This is a genomic window from Candidatus Nucleicultrix amoebiphila FS5, assembly GCF_002117145.1.
GTDB lineage: Bacteria > Pseudomonadota > Alphaproteobacteria > Caedimonadales > Nucleicultricaceae > Nucleicultrix > Nucleicultrix amoebiphila.
In genome coordinates this window covers 79,927-102,352 of sequence record NZ_CP008743.1, presented here as the reverse complement: position 1 = coordinate 102,352, position 22,426 = coordinate 79,927, and the positions used below count along the sequence as shown (strand labels likewise).

18 protein-coding genes are annotated in these 22,426 nt (G+C 38.9%); 3 read left to right on the top strand and 15 right to left on the bottom strand.

Going from position 1 to position 22,426, the window contains the following annotated elements; translation table 11 throughout:
- Nucleotides 1-3: 3 nt before the first annotated feature.
- From GQ61_RS00490 to GQ61_RS00480, 3 genes are all read right to left on the bottom strand, one after another.
- Nucleotides 4-606, bottom strand: a complete 603-nt coding sequence (locus GQ61_RS00490; RefSeq protein WP_085783429.1) for a ferric reductase-like transmembrane domain-containing protein — start codon at nt 604-606, stop codon at nt 4-6.
- 37 nt (nt 607-643) lie between these two features.
- Entirely contained in the window at nt 644-964 is a 321-nt protein-coding gene (locus GQ61_RS00485) for a hypothetical protein (RefSeq protein ID WP_085783428.1), read from the bottom strand.
- 99 nt (nt 965-1,063) lie between these two features.
- Nucleotides 1,064-1,501: a GNAT family N-acetyltransferase gene (locus tag GQ61_RS00480; RefSeq protein WP_085783427.1), complete on the bottom strand. Its 438-nt coding sequence runs from the start codon at nt 1,499-1,501 to the stop codon at nt 1,064-1,066.
- Between the two features lie 391 nt (nt 1,502-1,892).
- On the opposite strand from GQ61_RS00480, the gene GQ61_RS00475 reads away from it, so the two are divergent.
- Nucleotides 1,893-3,134, top strand: coding sequence for an MFS transporter (locus GQ61_RS00475; RefSeq protein WP_198157346.1), 1,242 nt, complete (start codon nt 1,893-1,895; stop codon nt 3,132-3,134).
- 67 nt (nt 3,135-3,201) lie between these two features.
- Here the strand turns inward: GQ61_RS00475 and GQ61_RS00470 are convergent, their stop codons facing one another.
- The 9 genes from GQ61_RS00470 to GQ61_RS00430 all read right to left on the bottom strand — a co-directional run bounded on the left by GQ61_RS00470 (nt 3,202) and on the right by GQ61_RS00430 (nt 15,416).
- The gene (locus GQ61_RS00470) at nt 3,202-5,283 is read right to left on the bottom strand and encodes a sodium-translocating pyrophosphatase (protein WP_085783425.1); all 2,082 of its coding nucleotides are present in this window, start codon (nt 5,281-5,283) and stop codon (nt 3,202-3,204) included.
- A 210-nt stretch (nt 5,284-5,493) separates the two neighbouring features.
- The gene (locus GQ61_RS00465) at nt 5,494-5,868 is read right to left on the bottom strand and encodes a hypothetical protein (protein ID WP_085783424.1); all 375 of its coding nucleotides are present in this window, start codon (nt 5,866-5,868) and stop codon (nt 5,494-5,496) included.
- A 112-nt stretch (nt 5,869-5,980) separates the two neighbouring features.
- Entirely contained in the window at nt 5,981-7,387 is a 1,407-nt protein-coding gene (gene lpdA, locus GQ61_RS00460; RefSeq protein ID WP_085783423.1) for a dihydrolipoyl dehydrogenase, read from the bottom strand.
- 12 nt (nt 7,388-7,399) lie between these two features.
- On the bottom strand, nt 7,400-8,653 hold the full coding sequence (odhB, locus tag GQ61_RS00455) for a 2-oxoglutarate dehydrogenase complex dihydrolipoyllysine-residue succinyltransferase (protein WP_085783422.1): 1,254 nt from the start codon (nt 8,651-8,653) through the stop codon (nt 7,400-7,402).
- Nucleotides 8,654-8,679: 26 nt separating this feature from the next.
- Nucleotides 8,680-11,529, bottom strand: coding sequence for a 2-oxoglutarate dehydrogenase E1 component (locus GQ61_RS00450; RefSeq protein WP_085783421.1), 2,850 nt, complete (start codon nt 11,527-11,529; stop codon nt 8,680-8,682).
- A gap of 25 nt (nt 11,530-11,554) precedes the next feature.
- Nucleotides 11,555-12,436: a succinate--CoA ligase subunit alpha gene (gene sucD, locus GQ61_RS00445; protein WP_085783420.1), complete on the bottom strand. Its 882-nt coding sequence runs from the start codon at nt 12,434-12,436 to the stop codon at nt 11,555-11,557.
- A complete protein-coding gene (gene sucC / locus GQ61_RS00440; protein WP_085783419.1) occupies nt 12,436-13,605 on the bottom strand; it encodes an ADP-forming succinate--CoA ligase subunit beta in 1,170 nt (389 codons plus the stop codon). Before sucC ends, sucD begins: the two co-directional genes overlap by 1 nt.
- An 86-nt stretch (nt 13,606-13,691) precedes the next feature.
- On the bottom strand, nt 13,692-14,666 hold the full coding sequence (gene mdh, locus GQ61_RS00435) for a malate dehydrogenase (RefSeq protein ID WP_085783418.1): 975 nt from the start codon (nt 14,664-14,666) through the stop codon (nt 13,692-13,694).
- A 72-nt stretch (nt 14,667-14,738) separates the two neighbouring features.
- Nucleotides 14,739-15,416 (bottom strand): alpha/beta hydrolase, encoded by a 678-nt coding sequence (locus GQ61_RS00430; RefSeq protein WP_085783417.1) that lies wholly within the window; start codon nt 15,414-15,416, stop codon nt 14,739-14,741.
- A 199-nt stretch (nt 15,417-15,615) separates the two neighbouring features.
- On the opposite strand from GQ61_RS00430, the gene GQ61_RS00425 reads away from it, so the two are divergent.
- Together GQ61_RS00425 and GQ61_RS00420 are read left to right on the top strand one after the other, a co-directional pair.
- Nucleotides 15,616-17,307, top strand: a complete 1,692-nt coding sequence (locus GQ61_RS00425; RefSeq protein ID WP_157111091.1) for a type II secretion system protein GspD — start codon at nt 15,616-15,618, stop codon at nt 17,305-17,307.
- A gap of 72 nt (nt 17,308-17,379) precedes the next feature.
- Nucleotides 17,380-17,826: an outer membrane protein assembly factor BamE gene (locus GQ61_RS00420; protein ID WP_085783415.1), complete on the top strand. Its 447-nt coding sequence runs from the start codon at nt 17,380-17,382 to the stop codon at nt 17,824-17,826.
- An 85-nt stretch (nt 17,827-17,911) separates the two neighbouring features.
- Here the strand turns inward: GQ61_RS00420 and lon are convergent, their stop codons facing one another.
- The 3 genes from lon to clpP form a co-directional block, all read right to left on the bottom strand.
- A complete protein-coding gene (lon, locus tag GQ61_RS00415; RefSeq protein ID WP_085783414.1) occupies nt 17,912-20,338 on the bottom strand; it encodes an endopeptidase La in 2,427 nt (808 codons plus the stop codon).
- A gap of 34 nt (nt 20,339-20,372) precedes the next feature.
- Nucleotides 20,373-21,626, bottom strand: a complete 1,254-nt coding sequence (clpX, locus tag GQ61_RS00410; RefSeq protein WP_408606988.1) for an ATP-dependent Clp protease ATP-binding subunit ClpX — start codon at nt 21,624-21,626, stop codon at nt 20,373-20,375.
- A 147-nt stretch (nt 21,627-21,773) separates the two neighbouring features.
- Nucleotides 21,774-22,409 carry an ATP-dependent Clp endopeptidase proteolytic subunit ClpP gene (gene clpP, locus GQ61_RS00405; protein ID WP_320408932.1) on the bottom strand — a complete coding sequence of 212 codons (636 nt, stop codon included), beginning with the start codon at nt 22,407-22,409 and terminating at the stop codon, nt 21,774-21,776.
- Nucleotides 22,410-22,426 lie beyond the last annotated feature (17 nt).

The following is a 22,426-nucleotide window of genomic DNA, read 5'->3' as shown; positions in this document are numbered from 1 at the left end:
CCTTCATTTTTTACTGATGCCTTGTGGTTCTTTCTTTGTATATTTTCGTGAGAAGCTTTGAAGAGTCACTAAAGGAATAAAAATAAGAAAAGCATAGAGCTTTTGCCCGACTAAAAGCATATGAAGAAATACGGCCGCTTCAGCCCAATAAACCATCTTATGCAATTTTTTCCATTTCAAAAACCCAAGCTTTTTCAAAGAATACTTATTGCTCGTCAGCGCTAATAGAAAGAAAATAGGAAAAGCGACAAAAACGACTGGGATTAATGCTGGATGCAAAAAATATTTTAAAGTCTCTAATATATCGCTTCGTTTAATGATAAAGCATAGAATGTGAATTACAGCGTAAGAAAAACATGCTACTCCTATTTGTTGACGATAGAGATTAAGAGTTCTTAGAAAGCTTGCAGTGGGGAAAATTTTTCGTAAAGGATTTAAACTCACCACCAGAGCTAACATAGCTAATGAAAAATAGCCAGAATAAGGCGTAAGTAGCTTCCAATTATTAGGATCATACCCTAAAAGAAAAAGCAGAGGGGGGACAGCCGCATGGGTGATCATCCATGCTTTATATTTATGAAAAAACTTCTTAATTACACCAAGCATGATGAAATCTCTATGCTACGCTTCACATTTTATTTTCTTATCTAAAATGTAATGGGCCATGATCATTCATTGTTAAAGAGCTTTTATGCCCTCTAGCATCATAAGCTTCATAAACACAGGTTTTACTATTTTGCGCTAACGCTTCTTTGGGAGTATCAACTCTTTGAGGATCGCTGTCTAAAAACTCAACGTCTGAATTCATTCTTTCAACTGCCCACACATTACCGTCTATATTTACTTTTTGACCTGAAAAAAGATGACCAAATATCCTTTGAACTGTTGAATTACGTGGACATTGAGCGTCGGCACTTGAAGAAAAAACAACACACACCATTAACATTGAAATAAACTTCAGCATTTTACATTCCATTCAAAAACAACCAATAGTTATAGATTACATAAAAACATTTTATATTTCTTAAAGAGAGTATTAAGTTTATTTAAATTTATTTAGATATTATTTTTTCAAATTTTTTACAAGATAAAGACAAGCATGGCCGTTTTCATAGCCTTCTTGCTTATATTCAACGTAATATCCTAATTTCTCATAAAATTTTAATGCTCTTTGAAAACTCATTGTACGCAGTGTAGAGATCAAGCACCCTTTGCTTCTCGCATAATCGTGTACTTTCCCCATCAACATTCTTCCAAGACCCTTTCCCCTTAGAAGCTTATCCACCCATAGTTGAGCCGTATAAATGCCCCCGTAGAGAACGAAGCCACTAGCACCTGCGATAATTTTTTCATTTTTATCACGCAAGACAAGCCCAAAAGGCTCAACGTCAGAATGAATTCCACTCTCATTGGAATCGTCGTTAATTCCTTTTGTCAAAGTCGCTAAAACTTCCAAACTTGGATTCGTTGTAAATTCAATCTCATGTAAGTCTTCTCTCATAGGGAGTCCTCTAACAATCCATTTAACAATTAAGAAATTTAAAAAAATATATAACAGGTGCGAATTATGAAATACAGAGCTATTGTTAGCTTATTACTGTCGGTAATATTTTTCCCTGCTAATCCACATAGGGTATAGTGAATATTCTGATCGAAAAGTCTAATCTTTAAAGAGATTTTTCTATGAGTTTTTTACATCATATATTTAGTCAATTCAAAAAATATTAATTGACTCTAAATCAAAAAACATCTTTTAATAGTTTAGTAATTTATTGAATTTTCCTCTATCAAGATGTCTGAATTTTAGACACCTAAGGGGGATATTTTTTTGTATTTGCAAATTTGAAAGTGAATAACTAATGCTAAAGATGCTTTCGACTAAGGGGCTCATCATGTGGTTTTGTGCCGCCCTTTTCTATGGTTTCCAATTCATTATTCGTGTTTCTCCTGGTGTTATGGCTGAAGATCTTATGACGACCCTCAGCGTTGATGCTTGTATACTTGGGGTTTTAGCGTCAGCCTATTATTATGGTTACGCAGGCATGCAGATTCCTGCAGGAATACTCATAGACCGAGTGGGTGTTCGTCATCCTCTCAGCGTAGCATGCGTTTTGTGTGCTTTAGGATGTTTTATTTTCGCAACCAGTACTGATCTCAGCGTTTTAACCGTTGGACGCTTTCTAATGGGAATAGGTTCAGCTTTTGGTCTTCTATCATGTATTAAAGTTTCTTCTGAATGGCTTCCTCCAAAACTTCTTACATTTTTCGTAGGAATGGCTTTGATTATTGGAACGACGGGAGCTGTCGGAGGAACACGTCCTCTTTCCATGCTTCTTGATGCTTATGATTGGCAAACTGTCAATCTTATTTTAGGGGTTATAAGCGCGCTTATTGCAGTACTTGCTTTTAGTGTTGTTCGCAGCAAGCCTATAGTTACTCAATCGAAAAATCTACCAAAAGAAAATATTTTTTATGCTATTCGTGGTATTCTTCAAAACCCTCAAACATGGCTCTTTGGTCTTTATGGTATGCTTATGTACGCTCCTCTTTCTGGATTTGCGGATCTATGGGGAGTCCCTTATTTAACTAAACTTTTTAACACGGATCGCACAACTGCAGCTGAAGCTATTGCTTATTTTTATATTGGTGTTGGTGTTGGTGGACCTGCGTGGTCAGGAGTACTTGCTCTCTTTCAAAGTTATCGATGGACAATGGCTGTTAGTGCTATCAGCACAGGTATTCTCTTCATAATAATGATTTTTTACCCTCCAAAATCCTTTGCGGTTACAGAGTGGTTGTATCTTTTTGCAGGTTTCCTATCATCCGGTCAGTTTGTCGCATTTGGCGGTGTAGCAGACATTAACCTGAGAAGTCGTACAGCGACTGCTTCCGGCACCCACAACATGCTTTGTATGATTTCTGGGGTCATCCTTCAGCCTCTTCTTGGTTATATTTTGAGGTTAAGTTCAGGCACAACAGGGGCTACTGGTGAAGCTTCTTATAGCATCGATGATTTTCGAATTGCTCTTTTGATTATCCCTGCATGTTTAATCGCGGCCTCGTTTATTGTCTTATTTATAAAAGAAATTTATAAGAAAGATGTTAAACTTGTTCCTGAAATTCAACCTGCATAGAGATTAAAAAGAAGGTATAAAAAAGGGCCCTACAGGGCCCTTTTTTTTGCCTCATGATACTTCGTTATTAATGCGCTAATATCGCCAATAACAAAAGTGCAACGATATTCGCAATCTTAATCATAGGGTTCACAGCCGGACCTGCAGTATCTTTATATGGGTCACCAACCGTATCTCCTGTCACTGCTGCTTTATGGGCATCAGAACCTTTTCCACCCAAATGTCCATCTTCAATATATTTTTTGGCGTTGTCCCACGCACCACCTCCTGAAGTCATAGAAATTGCTACAAAGAGGCCGGTTACGATCGTTCCTAAAAGCATTGCTCCTACTGCTGTGAATGCTGCTGTTTGACCAGCAAAAGGCAAAATCACAAAATATAGAAGAGGCGGAGCCAATACCGGTAATAAAGAAGGTATAATCATTTCCTTGATTGCAGCTTTTGTCAAAAGATCAACTGCACGACCATATTCAGGTTTTGCTTTACCTGTCATGATACCTTTGATTTCCTTAAATTGACGACGTACTTCAAGGACAACTGCACCTCCTGCCCGCCCCACTGCCATCATTCCCATAGCTCCAAAGAGATAAGGTAATAGACCGCCTATAAAGAGACCAATCACAACATAGGGATCTTGAAGACTAAAGGAACATTGAGAGCTTGGGAAATAATGATGTAGATCTTCTGTATAAGCTGTAAACAACACTAAAGCTGCAAGACCTGCAGATCCAATAGCATACCCTTTGGTTACTGCTTTTGTCGTGTTACCAACGGCATCCAAAGCATCTGTAACAGTTCTAACTGAAGAAGGCATCTCGGACATTTCAGCAATACCACCAGCGTTGTCAGTAATTGGACCATAGGCATCTAAAGCAACAATCATTCCCGCTAAGGCCAACATTGAAGTAGCAGCAATCGCTACACCAAAAAGTCCAGCATTCATAAAGGCTACAAGAATTCCTCCGCAAATTACAAGAACTGGTAAAGCCGTGGATTCCATTGATACAGCAAGGCCTTGGATAATGTTAGTCGCATGACCTGTTTTTGAAGCAGATGCAATGCTTTTAACAGGACGAAAATTTGTCGATGTATAGTATTCAGTAATCCATACAATAAGTCCTGTTACCACTAATCCTGTAAATACACAGGATAATAAATTCATACCTGTTACAAGATGGCCAGAGATTTCAAAAGTATTATGAAAACCAAGGAGATAGTGAGTAGCCGTAACAACAAAAATGGCAGATAGAACAGTGCAGGTAATTAAACCTTTATACAAAGCTCCCATAATGTTTTTGTTTTTTGATAGCCTGACAGCGAAAGTTCCCAAGATCGACCCTACAATGCATACTCCACCAATTACAAGAGGATAGCCCATAAGCAATTCTTGCGTAGCTCCCGATGTGGAAATTGCCGCCAACACCATTGTTGCCACGATTGTAACCACATAAGTCTCAAAAAGATCGGCCGCCATACCTGCACAATCACCTACGTTATCACCAACGTTATCGGCAATAACCGCAGGATTACGGGGATCATCTTCTGGAATGCCCGCTTCGATTTTTCCAACCAGATCAGCACCAACATCCGCACCTTTCGTAAAAATGCCGCCACCAAGACGCGCAAAAATAGAAATCAATGAAGCTCCAAAGCTAAGAGCAATGAGGGCTTCGAGTAATTGACGTTGGGCATGTTGACCTGTTTTCAGAAAAACATAATAGCTGGTTACTCCAATTAGACCTAATCCAACTACAAGCATTCCTGTGATAGCTCCTCCTTTAAACGCAACGTTCAAAGCATGGGACATACTCTTTCTTGCTGCCTCTGCAGTCCTAACGTTTGCTCTTACAGAGACAAACATTCCCACATACCCAGTAATACCCGAAAGGGTCGCACCAATCACAAAGCCTAAACCAACGGCTTTTCCTAGTAAGTAAGTTAATAGAGCCGCTATAATAACTCCAACAAGAGCAATCGTTGAATATTGACGGTTTAAATATGCACTCGCTCCCTCCTGAATGGCGCCGGCGATTTCTTGCATCCGTTTGCTTCCTTGTGGTTCTTTTAATACGCTGAGTGATGCATATAGGCCATATAAAAGAGCCAAAGCACCACAACCAATAATGGCAAGATAGTATGAGTGTGACATTCCTCAAATCCTGTTGTTGTTCATAATTATTTTAAAAGGAGAACCCTTCTCCTTCCTTTTCAAAGGTTGGAAAGACAGTGCCAGAAACTCTTCCACCTTGCAAGAATGGAGTTAGATTTCATTATTTTAAGCGATGAAATGGAGACAGTGGTTTCTTCAAAAGAAAAAGCCCAGTTTTTTAAACTGGGCTCTTAAAAGACGTAAATAGATTTATCCAGCAGCTTCTACAAGTTTTTGCTCATCTGAAGTACCTGTTGCTTTTGCTTCTTCAGTCACTTGAGCAGGTGTTTTGCCTGCCAAAGCTTTAACAGCTTCTTTGTGACATCCAGAATCCATATAATCTGAAGCTGCGTTAGGACATATTTGTTCTGCAACAGCAGCGACTACTTTATTTTTACAAAGCGCGCCTTCAAATGAGCGAATTGTAACAACACCGCTAAAAAAGCTCGCCTTTTTACAAATTTCCTTGGGACTACCCTTCTTTTTAATTGTTGCGAGTAAATCTGTTATGCCGGCACCATAAGTTTCTGTTACGCCAACAGTGCAAAGTGCAAGCATTGAAAGCAAAATAACGTTCTTTTTCATATTGTTAGCTCCATTTGATTTTCAACAGTATATTATAAGCATTGCAATTATTAATTTATCGTTAATAAAAACGGTTAGTTACAAAAATAGAAAATAATAAAAACGCGCTAATCTAGATATGGATGGAACGTCCAAGGACTGACAAAGCCGCCTCTTTTAGAGCCTCACTATGCGTTGGATGAGCATGACACGTCCGTGCAATATCTTCACTTGAAGCTTTAAATTCCATAGCCATAGCTGCTTCAGCAATCATAGTTCCTGCTTCAGAATGGATAATATGAACTCCCAAGACTTCATCTGAAACAGCGTGGGAAATCACTTTGACAAACCCCTCCACATCCGAATTGGCTTTTGCACGACTATTGGCTGAAAAAGGAAATTTTCCTACTTTATAGGCTATACTGGATTTTTTTAGTTCTTCTTCGGTCTTACCAACACTCGCGACTTCCGGATGTGTGTAAATAACGGCTGGAATGACAGCGTAATTTACATGAGATTTTTGACCTGCCAGATATTCAGCAACAGCGACCCCTTCTTCTTCAGCTTTATGAGCCAGCATAGGTCCACGTATTACATCACCAATAGCATAAATTCCATTTACTGAAGTTTTAAAATTCTCATCAACTTTTATGCGTCCGGCTTCTTCTAGAGCAACACCAATTTTTTCTAAAGCTAAGCCTTCCGTGTTTGCACGACGTCCTGCGGACGATAGCAAAACATCTGCATCAAGCTCTTCTATATTTCCCCCTTGAGCTGACTCCAGAGTTAACGTAAGACCATTTTTAGCTTTTTTAACACTGGTAACTTTTGTAGAAAGCTTAAAATTAATCCCTTGATTACGTAAACTTTTCAAAAGGGCTTGTCCTACTTCGTTATCCATCATCGGAACAATACGATCGAAAAATTCAATCACAGTCACTTCAGACCCCAGTCGGCTCCAAACAGAAGCCATTTCAAGGCCTATATAACCGCCTCCGATCACAGCCATCTTTGCAGGCAATATGTTTAAACTAAGAGCTCCTGTTGAACTTACAACCTTTTCCTCATCAAGATAAATTCCCGGTAAGAGTGTAGGTGAAGAGCCAGAAGCGATGATGATCTTATCCGCATTCAAAACTGTTTCATTCCCTGAATCATTTTTCACACTCACCTGACTCGTAGATTTGAAAGATGCAAGCCCTTGAATAAAATCAATATTGTTTTTTTTAAAGAGATACTGGATACCGCGTGTCAGATCTTCAACAACTTTATTTTTACGCGCCATCATTTTGCTTAAATCCAACTTAGCACCTGAAATTTCAATGCCATGAATATCAAGCAGTTTGTTCACCTCTGACCACTTTTGAGAGGATTGTAAAAGAGCTTTTGAAGGAATGCATCCAACGTTAAGACACACCCCGCCTAGCGTTTTTCGTTTGTCAACGCACGCTACTTTCATCCCCAGTTGTGCTGCACGTATAGCCGCTACATATCCACCAGGTCCCGCACCAATTATTATAAGATCATAGTTTTTTGACATTTCTTTTTTCTTTTATGCGTTCAACAATAAACGTTCTGGATTTTCGACGCATTCCTTTATACGAACAAGGAAAGTAACAGCTTCACGCCCATCAATAATGCGATGATCATAAGTTAGTGCTATATACATCATAGGTCGAATCTCAATTTTATCGTCCACAACGACTGGACGTTTTTGAATTTTATGCATACCTAGAATACCAGATTGTGGGTAGTTTAAAATAGGTGTGGACATGAGTGAACCAAAAACACCGCCATTCGTAATAGTAAATGTGGCGCCTGAGAGATCACTAATAGCTAATTTCCCATCACGTGCTTTGTTAGAAAGGTTAACAACTTCCTGTTCAATGCCTGCAAAATTAAGAATATCTGCTCCACGCAAAACAGGTACCACTAAACCTTGAGGGGCAGATACTGCAACGCCAATATCGTAATAATTTTTAAAGACAATCTCATCTCCAGAAATTTCAGCGTTCACACTAGGAATTTCTTTCAAGGCACTCACTGCAGCTTTGACGAAAAAAGACATAAAGCCTAAACGCACACCATTCTTTTTCTCAAAGCTATCCTTATATGTATTACGCAAATCCATCACACGACTCATATCAATCTCATTAAAAGTCGTAAGCATGGCTGCAGTGTTTTGTGCTTCTTTTAAACGTTCAGCAATTCTCTGACGCAAACGCGTCATTTTCACACGCTCCTCTATGCGTTCAACAGAAATTGGAGCTTGTTTAGCACTCGCTTCTTGAGGCGGTTGATCAAGAAAACCTAATACATCGCCTTTTGTTACTCGTCCGTCTTTACCTGTTGCTGGAACATCTTTTAAATTCAGATTGTTTTCTTCTGCGATTTTTTTTGCACTCGGTCCAGATGATTCTGCTTTGGAAATCTTCTGTTGATTTTTTAAAAGATCAGCAATAGAAAGCGCTCCTTCTTTTTGAGGGGATTTTTGTTCTTCAATAACTGGTTTTGGAGAAGATTCAACTTTAGAGGGTTCTGTTGAAATTTGCGTCCCACTGATTGCGATAGATCCAAGTAAATCACCTACTCTAACCGTTGCCCCCACGGCCACGTTAATTTCATTTAGAATACCTGCTTGAGGTGCATTCACTTCTAATGTGACTTTATCAGTTTCTAACTCAACAAGAGCCTCGTCAAGTTTTACAACGTCGCCTTTTTTTTTAAGCCAACGTGCAATTGTTGCTTCTGAAACCGACTCACCTAAAGGAGGAACGACGATATCACCAGGATTTTTTGTTGCCATTTTATTTTACCTCGCACCACTCAATTTTATAAACTTAATGCCTCGTTAATCAACTTTTTCTGTTCTCGATTATGCCAATCAGAATAACCTGTTGCTGGAGATGCTGAATCAGGTCTGCCAACATAGATTGGTCGTTTCGAATTCATTTTTACCTTCTCTAAGACAGCTTCTAATCTACGATCAAGAAAATGCCAAGCCCCCATATTGCGAGGTTCTTCTTGGCACCAAATTAGTTCAGCAGAAGTATAGCTTGTGAGAATTTTAATTAAATGTTCTTCAGGAAAAGGATAGAACTGCTCAAGACGAATTAAAGCTATATTATTAATATTTCTCTTTTCTCTTTCCTCCAGAAGATCGTAATAGACTTTGCCACTGCAGAGAATAACACGTTTGATTTTACTCTCTTTAAAAAGCTTGTCATATAGATCCGGGATCACTTCTTGGAAAACAGTTCCTTGTCCCATATCATTTATTTTTGAAACAGCCTTTGGATGTCGCAATAAAGCTTTAGGTGTCATAATGATAAGAGGACGCCGTGTTTTGCCATGAATTTGTCGACGCAAAAGATGAAAATAGTTAGCGGGTGTAGAACAATTTGCAACGATCATGTTGTGTTCAGCACAAAGCTGAAGATAGCGCTCGAGTCTAGCAGATGTATGTTCTGGTCCTTGTCCATCATAACTATGAGGCAGCAACAACACTAGTCCGGACAATCTCAACCATTTTGCCTGGCCTGCCGATAAAAATTGGTCGATAATGACTTGGGCACCATTTGCAAAATCACCAAATTGTCCTTCCCAAAGAACTAAAGACATAGGGTCAGCGTAAGAATATCCGAGCTCAAAACCCATCACGCCTGATTCAGAGAGCGGGCTGTTTATAACCTCAAAGATTCCCTGATTTTCCTGAATATGATTGAGATGCGCGTAATTTTTTTTAGTTGTTTGATCACTGTAAACCGCGTGTCTTTGTGTAAAAGTGCCTCGCGCAGAATCCTGTCCAGATAATCTTACATTTCTACCTTCTGTTAAGAGAGTGCCGAAAGCTAGCGCTTCTCCCATCGACCAATCGATCCCTTCACCGGTTTCAAACATTTGCATTCTATCTTTTAAAAGTTTATTGAGCTTTGGGTTTAAATTAAAATCTTCTGGCGCTAAAGAAAGTTGTCTACTAATCTTTTCAAGATGAGATTTTTCTACTCCCGTCTCAATTTTTTCAAAGAGATCAACGTGTCCTTGAATATTTTGCCATGAACCTTTTAACCACAAAGGCTCAGAATGGAAAGTTTTTGCTGCTTCAAACTCGCTTTGCAAAAAGCTTTCGTATTCAGTGACAAAAGCTGTGATCTCAGCTTCATTATAACTCCCCTCTTCCTTAAGCTTGGATTGATAACGTTCACGAATAGAAGGACGTTGACGAATAACAGAATACATTAAGGGCTGAGTAAAAGATGGTTCGTCCATTTCATTATGACCAAAACGTCGATAACAAATTAAATCAATAAATACATCTTTTTTAAAAGTTTGGCGATACTCCGCTGCTAATTGAGACACCCAAACAACTGCTTCTGGATCATCTCCATTAACATGAAAAACAGGTACATCTATCATTTTAGCAAGATCAGAACAATAAACAGATGATTTCGTTTCATTGGGAGATGCAGTAAATCCAATCTGATTATTTATAATAATGTGAATTGTTCCACCCGTCGTGTATCCTTCAAGTTGCGATAAAAGCAAAGTTTCCGCTACGATTCCTTGTCCTGCAAATGCCGCATCTCCATGGATTAAAACCCCTTGAGTCTTAGATCTGCTCGCATCGTTTGTGATTGTCTGAAGACCTCGCACTTTTCCCATAACGACAGGATTAATAAATTCAAGATGAGAAGGATTAGGCAATAAGGCGAGATGCATCTTGTGTCCATCAACCTCTCGTTCTTTTGAAACACCAAGATGATATTTTACGTCGCCTGAGCCAGAGACTGAATTTGGTTCACCATGTTGACCCTGGAATTCAGCTAAAATTGAACGTGGCTCCCAACCAATCAAGTTTACAATAACGTTCAGACGTCCTCGATGCGCCATACCAATAAAAACATCTTGAGTACCATCTTTAGATAATGTTTGGAGAATCGATTCAAGTCCAGGCATAAGGGTTTCACCACCCTCTAATCCAAAACGTTTTGCTCCTGTAAATTTTACTTGCAGAAACCTTTCAAAAGACTCAGCGCTAATTAGATTTTTAAGAATTTTTGTTTTCTGATCAATACTAAATTGTGTACGGATCCGTTCAATCCTGTTTTGAAGCCATTCACGTTCTTGAACATTTAAAATGTAGGTATACTCAAAACCAATTGTACCTGAATAGATCGTCTTAAGCGTGGTCTCCAGCTCTCGAATAGAAGCTTTCTCTCGTCCAAAAATCCCCCCTATGGTTATGGGTATGTCATATTCTTCTTCGCTAAATCCAAAATATTTTGGATTCAATTCAGGATGAGCAATCGGCTGAGTAAGCTCTAATGGATCCAAGATTGCGTTAAGATGTCCACGGGCACGATAAGCTTGGATAAATTCAAGCGCCTTTATAGTTTTTTGCAATACATCTTCAGAAACAACTCGCTTTTCCATTGTTGTTTTAGGAAGATCTTTCGTCTCTTTTTTTGGTTCTTCATCACTACGTTCAAATTTACGGGGAGACCAACTTGCGCCTAAAATGTCTTTTAGAAGACCTTCTGGATTATCCCCAAGCCCTTCAAAAAACTCACGCCAGGTAGAATCAATGCTATCCTTATCGCGCAAATAAGCAGCGAACATACTTTCTAAATAGATTGCAGCGTTGCCTGTATAAATCGATGATAACAACTCGTTCTTCTTCATATGATTCTTGAGCTCTTTAATACTTTTACGAAGCTTTTTTCATTACAGTATGCATTGTCACACCTATCTCAGCAGGCGACCGCGCAACGACTACGCCTGCCTTTTCAAGGGCCTTCATTTTACTGGCAGCAGTACCTTCACTACCCGAAATAATGGCACCTGCATGCCCCATACGCCTACCCGGCGGTGCAGTTGTACCAGCGATAAAACTCACAATAGGTTTCTTAACCTTATGAGATTGAATAAATTCAGCTGCTTCTTCTTCAGCTGTGCCCCCAATCTCGCCAATCATAATAATCCCTTGAGTTTCCGGATCATGCATAAAAAGATCTAGGCAATCAATAAAATTAGTCCCAGGAATTGGATCTCCACCAATTCCAATACAGGTAGATTGTCCCAGCCCTACCTGAGTAGTTTGCCATACAGCTTCATAAGTTAGCGTCCCTGAACGAGAAACAATACCAATGCTACCAGGACGATGAATATGACCAGGCATAATACCAATTTTACACTGACCAGGCGTAATTACACCCGGACAATTCGGACCTATGAGCTTTGATTTGCTGAACTCTAGAACACGCTTAACGTGGATCATGTCAACAACTGGTATTCCTTCTGTGATACAAACAATAAGCGGAATTTCAGCATAAACTGCTTCAAGAATAGCATCTGCTGCAAAGCTTGGAGGAACATATATGACCGTTGCATTTGCACCAGTCTCTTTCACTGCTTCAGCAACTGTATCAAAAACTGGTAAATTAAGATGATTTGAGCCTCCTTTTCCAGGCGTAACTCCCCCCACCATCTTTGTTCCATAGGCAATAGCCTGTTCAGAGTGAAAAGTCCCCTGTGCACCCGTAAATCCTTGGCAAATTACTTTAGTATTTGAATCAATCATTACGGCCATTACGCGGCCTCCTTTACAGCTTTAACTATTTTTTCAGCAGCATCTCCTAAATTATCTGCTGATATGATCGCAAGACCTGAATTTGCTAAGATCTTTTTTCCAGAATCAACATTAGTGCCTTCGAGACGTACAACTAATGGAGCATGAATTCCCACATCTTTTGCAGCTGCTACAATTCCTTCTGCGATGATATCGCAGCGCATAATACCTCCGAAAATATTGACCAAAATTCCTTCTACATTCTTATCAGAAAGAATAAGCTTAAAAGCTGTTGTCACACGTTCACGGGGAGCACCGCCGCCTACATCGAGAAAATTCGCTGGTTCTCCACCATATAATTTTATAGCATCCATCGTCGCCATAGCTAATCCTGCACCATTAACTAAGCAACCAATATTTCCATCCAGTTTGATATAGCTAAGTGAATGACGTGCTGCTTCAAGCTCTGCTGGGTCTTCCTCTTGCACATCGCGCAACTCTTCAATCTCAGGATGTCTAAAAAGACCATTATCATCAAATGTCATTTTTGCATCTAGAGCCAGAGCATCACCTTCATTGGTGACCACAAGAGGATTAATTTCAATTAAGCTAGCATCATAATGAACAAACGCCTTGTACGTTGACGAAATCAAAGCAGCAACTTTGAGTGCTTCTCCCCCTTTCAACCCAATTGCAAATGATATTTCGCGCGCTAAATAAGGTTGAAAACCAACAAGTGGATCAACAGTTCTTTTAATTATTTTTTCAGGAGTTTTATCTGCAACAGCTTCAATGTCCATCCCCCCTGCTGCTGACGCAATGACCATAACTCGTCCAGTCTTACGATCCACAAGCAATGACAGATAAAGTTCTTGTTTGATATTACACCCTTTTTCAATATATACACGGCGAACAATTTGTCCTTCCGGACCTGTCTGAGGTGTAACAAGTTTATTTTCAATCATTGCGGCCGTATAGTTTTCAACTTCTTCAAGGGTTTTGGAAAGTTTAATTCCTCCTCCTTTGCCTCGACCACCAGCATGAATTTGAGCTTTAACCACCCACGGTGAAGATCCTAAATCATTAGCTACAGTTCTAGCTTCTTTAGGCGTATAAGCAATGGCACCCTTGGCGATTGCAACGCCAAATCCACTTAAAAGTTTTTTTGCTTGGTATTCATGTATCTTCATTTTTCTTACATCTTTTCACAACATAATTTGCAGAATATTAATATACAATTTAACACTTTATCAAATTGTTGAAAAATCCTTTCTTCTTAAGAAGCTGCAGCTGACGCCCCTGAAGATTTTGATTTCAGAATCCCAATCAGATTTTGAACCTCTTCGACAGAATGCGTAAACATCGCTTTTTCTTCTACAGTCAAGCGCAGTTCAATGATTTTTTCTACACCAGACGCCCCAATAATAACAGGCACACCTACATAAAGATCTTTCACTCCATATTCTCCATTGAGCCATGCAGCACATGGGAAAATACGCTTTTTATCCTTAAGATAGGATTCTGCCATTGCCACAGCTGAGGCAGCTGGCGCATAAAATGCTGATCCTGTCTTTAGAAGATTAACAATTTCACTACCACCATTTCTGGTTCTTTGTACCATCTCATCAAGTTCATTCTGAGAAAGCCATCCCATCTCAACAATTTCAGGCAAAGGAATACCAGCCACTGTCGAAAAACGAACCATAGGCACCATAGTATCTCCATGCCCCCCCATCACCATTGCCGTTACATCTTCTACAGAAACATTGAGCCTTTGACTTAAAAAATAACGAAAACGAGACGAATCAAGAACGCCAGCCATACCCACAACTTTGTTGGTTGAAAAACCTGTAGCTTCTCGCATCACCCACACCATGGCATCAAGTGGATTGGTAATCACGATAACAAAAGCTTGAGGACAGTGTTTCTTAAGATTTTGACCAACTTCTTGGATAATTTTTGCATTAATATCAAGTAAGTCATCGCGACTCATCCCAGGTTTTCTGGGTAGACCAGCAGTTACAATAACGACATCAGCGTCTTTAAGAAGAGCATAATCTTGCCCCCCTGAAATGTTAGAATCAAAATCCTCGATTGTTGAAGATTCAGCTATATCAAGAGCTTTCCCCTGAGGCACGCCTTCCATAATATCCAAAAGAACCACATCACCAAGTTCTTTAAGACCTATCAGATGAGCTAATGTTCCACCGATATTACCAGAACCAACTAAACCTATTTTTGCCCTTTTCATTTTTTATTCCTTCACTGTGGTTTTTCTTCTTTGTATCAACAAATCTTTGTCAAAAAGTTAACATGAAAGTTTTTAAGATGCTTGTGCAAAACAAGCCTTTAAAAATCGAGCGCCAGCTTCGAGGCCTTCTTGACTGATACTGTGCGGTGTATGCTCACAGAGCAAAGTCTGTGGATGAATAGAAACCGATTGAAGAAATTGAGCAGTTTTTTCCATAGCTTGATATTGGATCACTTCATCGTCTTCACCATGAACAAGGTAGATTGGAGGGCGTGATTTAACGTAAGATTTATCACGGCATACAAAACCACCTGAATAACTTAACACGCCAGCACAAGGATTCGTACGATTTAAAGCTGTCGCAAGTGCCATCATTGATCCTTGTGAAAATCCAAGATAAGCCAAATTGGATTCTTGTAAGTTATTTTCCGCTAAAACTTCGTCGATAAATTGATTTAAAATTGATCGAGCGCTTTTAGTACGATCAAACATCTGCAATAGATATTCCTGATCTTCAAATAGACTGGCTTCCCAATCTCTTAAATCAAACCATTCACGCCCAAAGGGATTGACTTGGCACATAAAGGGTGCATGAGGCGCTATAAAATCCGCGTCAGAAAAAACCATTTTCAAGGTTTCTCCTAAACTTATCAAATCATTCCCATCAGCTCCATAGCCGTGTAGCAAGAGAATCACTTGTTTTGTTTGTCCACTTTGAGCTTTGATATAGGGACCTTCTAAAGATGTCATCGTCTACTTCAATCTTTCATTACAAAGGCTTAAATTAGACTAATTTCCGCATTTTAGCAAACCTTCTCACGACGTTTCTAAACTCTAAATGTCTGATCTCGATAGAAAAGATCCTGTTCAAGCGAAGAGGATTTTATAAAAATTCCAATTTGACAAAAAACATAAATTGTCATTACATTAAATTTATCATAAATTTTAATTGCTTAAGAATTTGGTCGATAGACTTATTTTGAAAAATTCATTGCTCTCTATCTTTATAACCTTAGGTATATTCATTCTGTGCGGATGTAATGAAAACATTAAATATTACCAACATTATGATTCTGTAACAAAATTGCAGGAAAATGAGTATAAAGAACTCTTAAAATCTTCTTCTGATACTCATCAAAAAAACTTAAACTTAATTACAAAAAAAAGCGCTCAAGAACTCCCCGTCAGATTGTCCGACCAAAGAATTAGTCTGACATTTACGAACAGCATCCCTATCACGGAAATTTTACTTACACTCAGTAAACAGACTGGGACTGATATGATTATTTCACCAGATATTGAAGGAAGTTTGATAGTTAATGCACATCAAAAGCCTTTTAATCAAATTCTAGAACAAATCTGCCAAGATGCTCATCTTCGATATCGCCATAAAGATGGAATTCTACATATTGAACCTGATACCCCCTATATAAAAAACTACAATATTCAATTTATGGTTATGCATCGTAAGAATCAAAATCGCGTTTCTGTCGCTACTGATGTATTTGCAGTTTCAGAAGGAGTCAACATAGACTCTGATAATGGATCAAGCACCTTACTAAGCGCTGACTCAGAAAGTGATTTCTGGGAGGAATTATATAATAATCTTGAGTTGCTTCTAGGTTTCCAAGATCCCTCTTTGCAAGAAATGGACGGAACACGATTTACGCTTCACAAACAAGCAGGTCTTATAACTATTTTTGCAAACGAGACACAGCATAAACAAATTGAAAAATATCTTGAAATACTCAGAAAAAACACTGCAACACAAGTTCTTATTGAAGCTAAAATATTAGAAATAAATCTCAAAGAAGAATTTAAAAGTGGCATTAATTGGAATTCTCTAAAAGGTAACTTTGTTATTCAATCTCCCCTCGGTCGACTCATAACTCCAGGTCCATTTAATTCTGAGAAAATTCCAACAAGAGATGTCTTTACGCTTGGCGGAAGTGGTCACCACCTTACTGGAATTGTGAGTTTTTTAGAAAAATTTGGCACTGTTCGCACTCTTTCAAGTCCTCGCCTCACAGTCCTCAACAATCAATCAGCTATTCTTAAAGTAGCGACGAACAGTGTTTTTTTTCGCATCGATTACGATCGTGACTTTGGGTATGACAACAAGAGAGAACATGTTCATGTATCAAGTGAAATTCAGACTGTTCCAATAGGTCTTGTCATGGTTGTCCATCCAGCAATCAATCTTGAAAATGGACGCATCATACTTACCCTAAGACCCACTATTTCACGCATAGTTGGAGAAAAAGAAGATCCGGCCGTGGCGATTGTTTCAAAGCAAGAACAGCAATCACTTATTCCTCAGGTTCAGATTCGAGAAATGGATTCAGTAATAAGCATGAATTCAGGAGAAATTGTCGTGATGGGAGGTCTTATGGAAGAACGCTCCGATAATGAAAAATCAAGCATACCATTCATGAGTGATTTTCCCGTCATAGGAAATTTTTTCAAAGCTAAATCTAGTGAACACAGCGTGACAGAACTCATCATTTTTCTGAAAGCCACTATTTTAGACGATACGGAGGATCATTTATTTTATCTTGAAGCGCCCCTTGTTAGTCAAAAGGACAAAAAACTATATGACTCTTTTGGCAATGATCCTCGACGTTCTGAATTTAATCCTTAAAAACAGTTCCATTCCATTTCCTTGACATTTGCTCTATTACCCGGCAAAAGAGTTGGTAATGAGGAGAATTCGATGATTTCAAAAAAATTACTTATATTAAGCACTGTCTCAGTGAGTATCTTTTTATCAGCGTGCAGCGCACGCATAGATCAACGTGGAAAAATCATCGATGATGCAAACGTTGAAAAGGTCAAGATAGGCGCACACACAAGAGAAGATGTTTTTCGTGTTTTAGGAAGTCCCACAGATATTGAATCATTTGATAAGAATACTTGGCTTTATATTTATCGACGTACTGAAACTGTATCTTTTTTTGATCCAAAAATTTTAGAAGAAAAAGTCCTCAAGGTCACTTTTGACAGAGAAGGTCTTGTTCAAACAATCAAATATCTCGATGAAAAAGGTCGTGAGATTGAACCAGTTCAAAGAGAAACGCCTTACATTGAAGCTGAACGATCCGCTTTAGAACAAGTGTTTGGAAGCTTTGGTCGCATCGGTAAAGATGAAAAGAAAAAGTAAACAATAGAATAAGATTTTAAAATTAAGGGGCCATGATGGCCCCTTTTCATTTGTAAAGAAGTTCTTTTGACAAGCCCCCCTATACTCAATGAGCAGTGAGAGTATCCTCTTGAGACTTATCGTCCCCTGATTTTAAATTAGTCTTTTTCTTGGGTGTCCAAATAATAGGCTTCAGCTTTTTAGTCAAAGCAAAATGCAACACTTCTTCAAGAGTTTTAACAGGAAGAATTTTGAGCCCCTTTTTAATATTATCTGGAATATCAACTAAATCCTTTTGATTGCCTTCAGGAATCAGAACCGTTTTGATCCCACCACGAAGAGCTGCTAATAGTTTCTCTTTCAGACCTCCAATAGGAAGAACTCTGCCACGCAAAGTTATTTCTCCTGTCATCGCAACATCATTTTTAACTGGGATGCCTGTTAAGACAGAAACCATCGACGTACAGATCGCAATGCCTGCTGATGGACCATCCTTAGGTGTCGCTCCCTCTGGAACGTGCACATGCACATCATTATTTTCAAAAATAGGCGGTTCAATCCCAAAAGAAGCCGCTCTTGAACGAACAAAACTCCACGAAGCTTGAACAGATTCTTTCATCACTTCTCCGAGCTTACCGGTATCAATCGCTTTTCCTTTACCAGGCAACATCACAGCTTCAATCATGAGCAATTCACCACCAACCTCAGTCCAAGCTAAGCCAGTCGTAACTCCAACCAGATTCTTTTCTTCGGATACTCCAAATTGGAAACGCTCGACACCTGCATATTTTCCAAGGTTTGATGGTGTTAAGCTTACTGATTTTTTCTTCTTTGAGACGATGTCTTTAACAACTTTACGCATTAAATTGGCAAGTTCTCGTTCCAAATTACGCACACCAGCTTCGCGAGTATAATGGCGAATAAGCTTTCTGAGAGCCTCAGTATTTATAGACCACTCTGATTTTTTAAGACCATGAATCTTCAATTGTTTCTGAATGAGATGCTGTTTAGCAATTTCAACTTTTTCGTCTTCGGTATACCCCGCTAAACGGATAATCTCGAGTCTATCAAGTAATGGCTGAGGCATGTCTAAGCTATTTGCCGTTGTAATAAACATTACATCAGAAAGATCATAATCCACTTCAAGATAGTGATCATTGAAAGAAAAGTTCTGCTCTGGATCCAACACTTCTAAAAGAGCAGAAGTTGGATCGCCTCGCCAATCAGCGCCAAGCTTATCAATTTCATCCAAAAGAAATAAAGGATTTGAAGTTTTAGCCTTTTTCATCCCCTGAATAATTTTTCCAGGCATAGACCCTATATAAGTTCTTCTATGTCCACGGATTTCAGCTTCATCCCTAACGCCACCCAAAGAAATACGAACAAAATTACGTCCCGTTGCTTTTGCTATGGATTGCCCCAAAGAAGTTTTACCGACACCAGGAGGGCCTACGAGGCATATAATAGGCCCCTTAATTTTACCAACACGATTTTGAACTGCTAAATACTCTAAAATACGCTCTTTGACTTTCTCTAGGCCATAATGATCTTCATTGAGTGTCTTTTCAGCCAAGTCTATATCTTTTTTAATTTTACTTGGAGAACTCCAAGGAATCCCAAGCAACCAATCTAAATAGTTGCGTACAACAGTGGCCTCTGAGGCCATAGGACTCATACTTCTCAAGCGTTTAACTTCTGAATCTGCTTTTTCGCGCGCTTCTTTGGTTAATTTTAAACTTGCAATTCTCTTTTCAACTTCGCTTAATTCGTCACGTCCATCTTCAATCTCTGAAAGTTCTTTTTGAATAGCTTTGAGCTGCTCATTCAAATAGTAATCTCTCTGAGATTTTTCCATTTGACGTTTAACACGACTTTTAATGCGCTTTTCAACTTGAAGCACACTAATTTCAGATCCCATAAAGTCACAAATTTTTTCAAACCGCTTGTTAACTGAAAAGGTTTCCAAAAGATTTTGTTTATCAATGATCTTTTTCAATGAAAGATGAGAAGCTAGTGTGTCAGAAAGTTTGGCTGGATTATCAATTTTCCCCAAAGTATTCATGACATCAGCAGGTATTTTTGGGTTAAGTTTAATATATTGCTCAAAAAGCGATAATGTTGTCCTTATTAAGGCATCAAAATCAGGCCCTTCTTGAGTCGTTTCTTTTACTGCTTCTGCATATGCTTCCAAATACCCATTTGATTCTGAATATTCGCGAATTGCAGATCTATGCAGACCTTCAACTAAAACTTTTACTGTGCCATCGGGTAATTTCAGAAGTTGCAGAATTTGACCGACTGTTCCCACACTATAAAGATCGTCCTTGCTCGGATTGTCTAAAGATGCATCTTTTTGAGTCAGAAGAAGAACATGCTGCTCATTCATCGCAGCAACTTTTTCAAGCGCTTTAACAGATTTTTCTCGCCCAACGAAAAGAGGCACAATCATGTTAGGAAATACAACTATGTCCCTTAAGGGAAGTACGGGAAAAGATAAAAGTTCCGCTTGCTTTTTAATCTTGCTCAAGGTCATTCCTTTGAAAAATGTTACAAGCGATTAAAGCAATTTATGCTTTGCTCGCCTTTTCTTTCACATTAGCTTGTTCGCTATATATAAGTAAAGGTTTCGCTTCGCCTTCAACGACCTCTCGACTAATAACGACTTCCTTCACATTTTTCAAGCTTGGAAGCTCAAACATAGTATCCAATAAAATATCTTCAAGGATAGATCTTAACCCGCGTGCACCTGTATTTCTCACAATCGCTTTTTTGGCGATTGCTTGTAAAGATTCCTCTTTGAAAACCAACGATACCCCTTCAATTTCAAACAATTTCTGGTATTGCTTAGTGATTGCATTTTTAGGCTTCAAGAGAATTTCGATCAAAGCATCTTCACTGAGGTCATTAAGTGTCGCTAACACTGGCAAACGACCAACGAATTCAGGGATTAACCCAAACTTTAATAAGTCTTCTGGTTCAATGCTTTGCAAGAGCTCACCCGTTTTACGATCATCAGGCGCCTTTACGTCGGCCATAAATCCAATGGAAGATCCTTTTCCGCGAGCCGAAATAATTCTCTCAAGACCAGCAAATGCTCCACCACAAATAAACAAGATATTCGTCGTATCAACTTGTAGAAACTCTTGTTGGGGATGCTTACGACCACCTTGAGGAGGAACTGAAGCAACAGTGCCTTCCATAATTTTCAATAAAGCTTGTTGAACACCTTCACCAGAAACATCTCGTGTAATTGATGGATTGTCTGACTTACGAGAAATCTTATCGATTTCATCAATATAAACAATACCTTTTTGAGCACGCTCCACATTATATTCAGCTGCTTGTAACAGCTTTAAAATAATGTTTTCAACATCTTCACCAACGTACCCTGCTTCTGTTAATGTCGTAGCATCTGCAATGGTAAATGGGACATCCAAAATACGTGCAAGAGTTTGTGCCAACAAAGTCTTACCACAACCGGTAGGCCCTACTAAAAGAATATTGGATTTTGCTATTTCAATATCACCATTTTTACTCAATGATTCTATACGTTTATAATGGTTATAAACAGCCACAGAAAGGATACGCTTTGCGTGATCTTGACCAATAACATAATCGTTTAAAACATTGTAAATTTCTTTTGGAGTTGGAATAGCTTCTCCGGGAGTAGAAACGCCCGTTCCCCCCTCTTCACGAATAATCTCGATGCAAAGATCAACGCATTCATCACAAATAAACACATTTGGGCCAGCAATCAGCTTTCTGACCTCATGTTGACTTTTTCCACAGAAGGAACAATGGAGAATGTCTTTGTTGTTCATGTCTTCATTATCTTTTTCCATAACACCTCTGCCTTGCTAACTGCGCCTTTATTAACTTGTTATATTTCTTAAGCTCAATCGCATACACTCTATTAAGATATCCTGAAAGCTTATACAAAACGTTAACGGTACGTTATATAGTCCCCATTAAGACTTTTTTTCATCTTCAGGCTTTGCTCTTAAATGAATAACTTGATCTATTAAACCAAATTTTTTTGCTTCGTCTGGCGATAAAAAATGATCTCTTTCCATAGCTTTCTCTATTTGATTAAGCGTTTGTCCGGTTTTATCGGCATAGATACGATTCAAATTCTTCTTTTGATCAATAATTTCTTTTGCATGAATCTCAATATCAGTGGCTTGACCTTGCACACCGCCTAAGGGTTGATGGATCATTATGCGAGAGTTTGGCAAAGAATACCGCTTCCCTTTCGCACCTCCTACAAGAAGCAAAGACCCCGCAGAAGCAGCCATTCCCAAACAAATCGTAGACACATCACAACGGATATATTGCATTGTATCGTACATCGCAAGCCCCGCATGAAGCGCACCTCCTGGAGAATTTATATAAAAGAAAATATCCTTTTTAGGATTTTCCGATTCAAGAAAAAGCAACTGAGCACACACAAGGCTGGCTGTTTCGTCTGTCACTTGCCCAACAAGAAAAATGATTCTTTCTTTTAAAAGACGTGAATATATATCGTAGGCTCTCTCACCACGGTTTGTTTGCTCCACAACCATAGGAACTAGAGTGTTTAGATAAATCTCACTAATGCCAGCCACGCGCCTTCTCCTTTTGT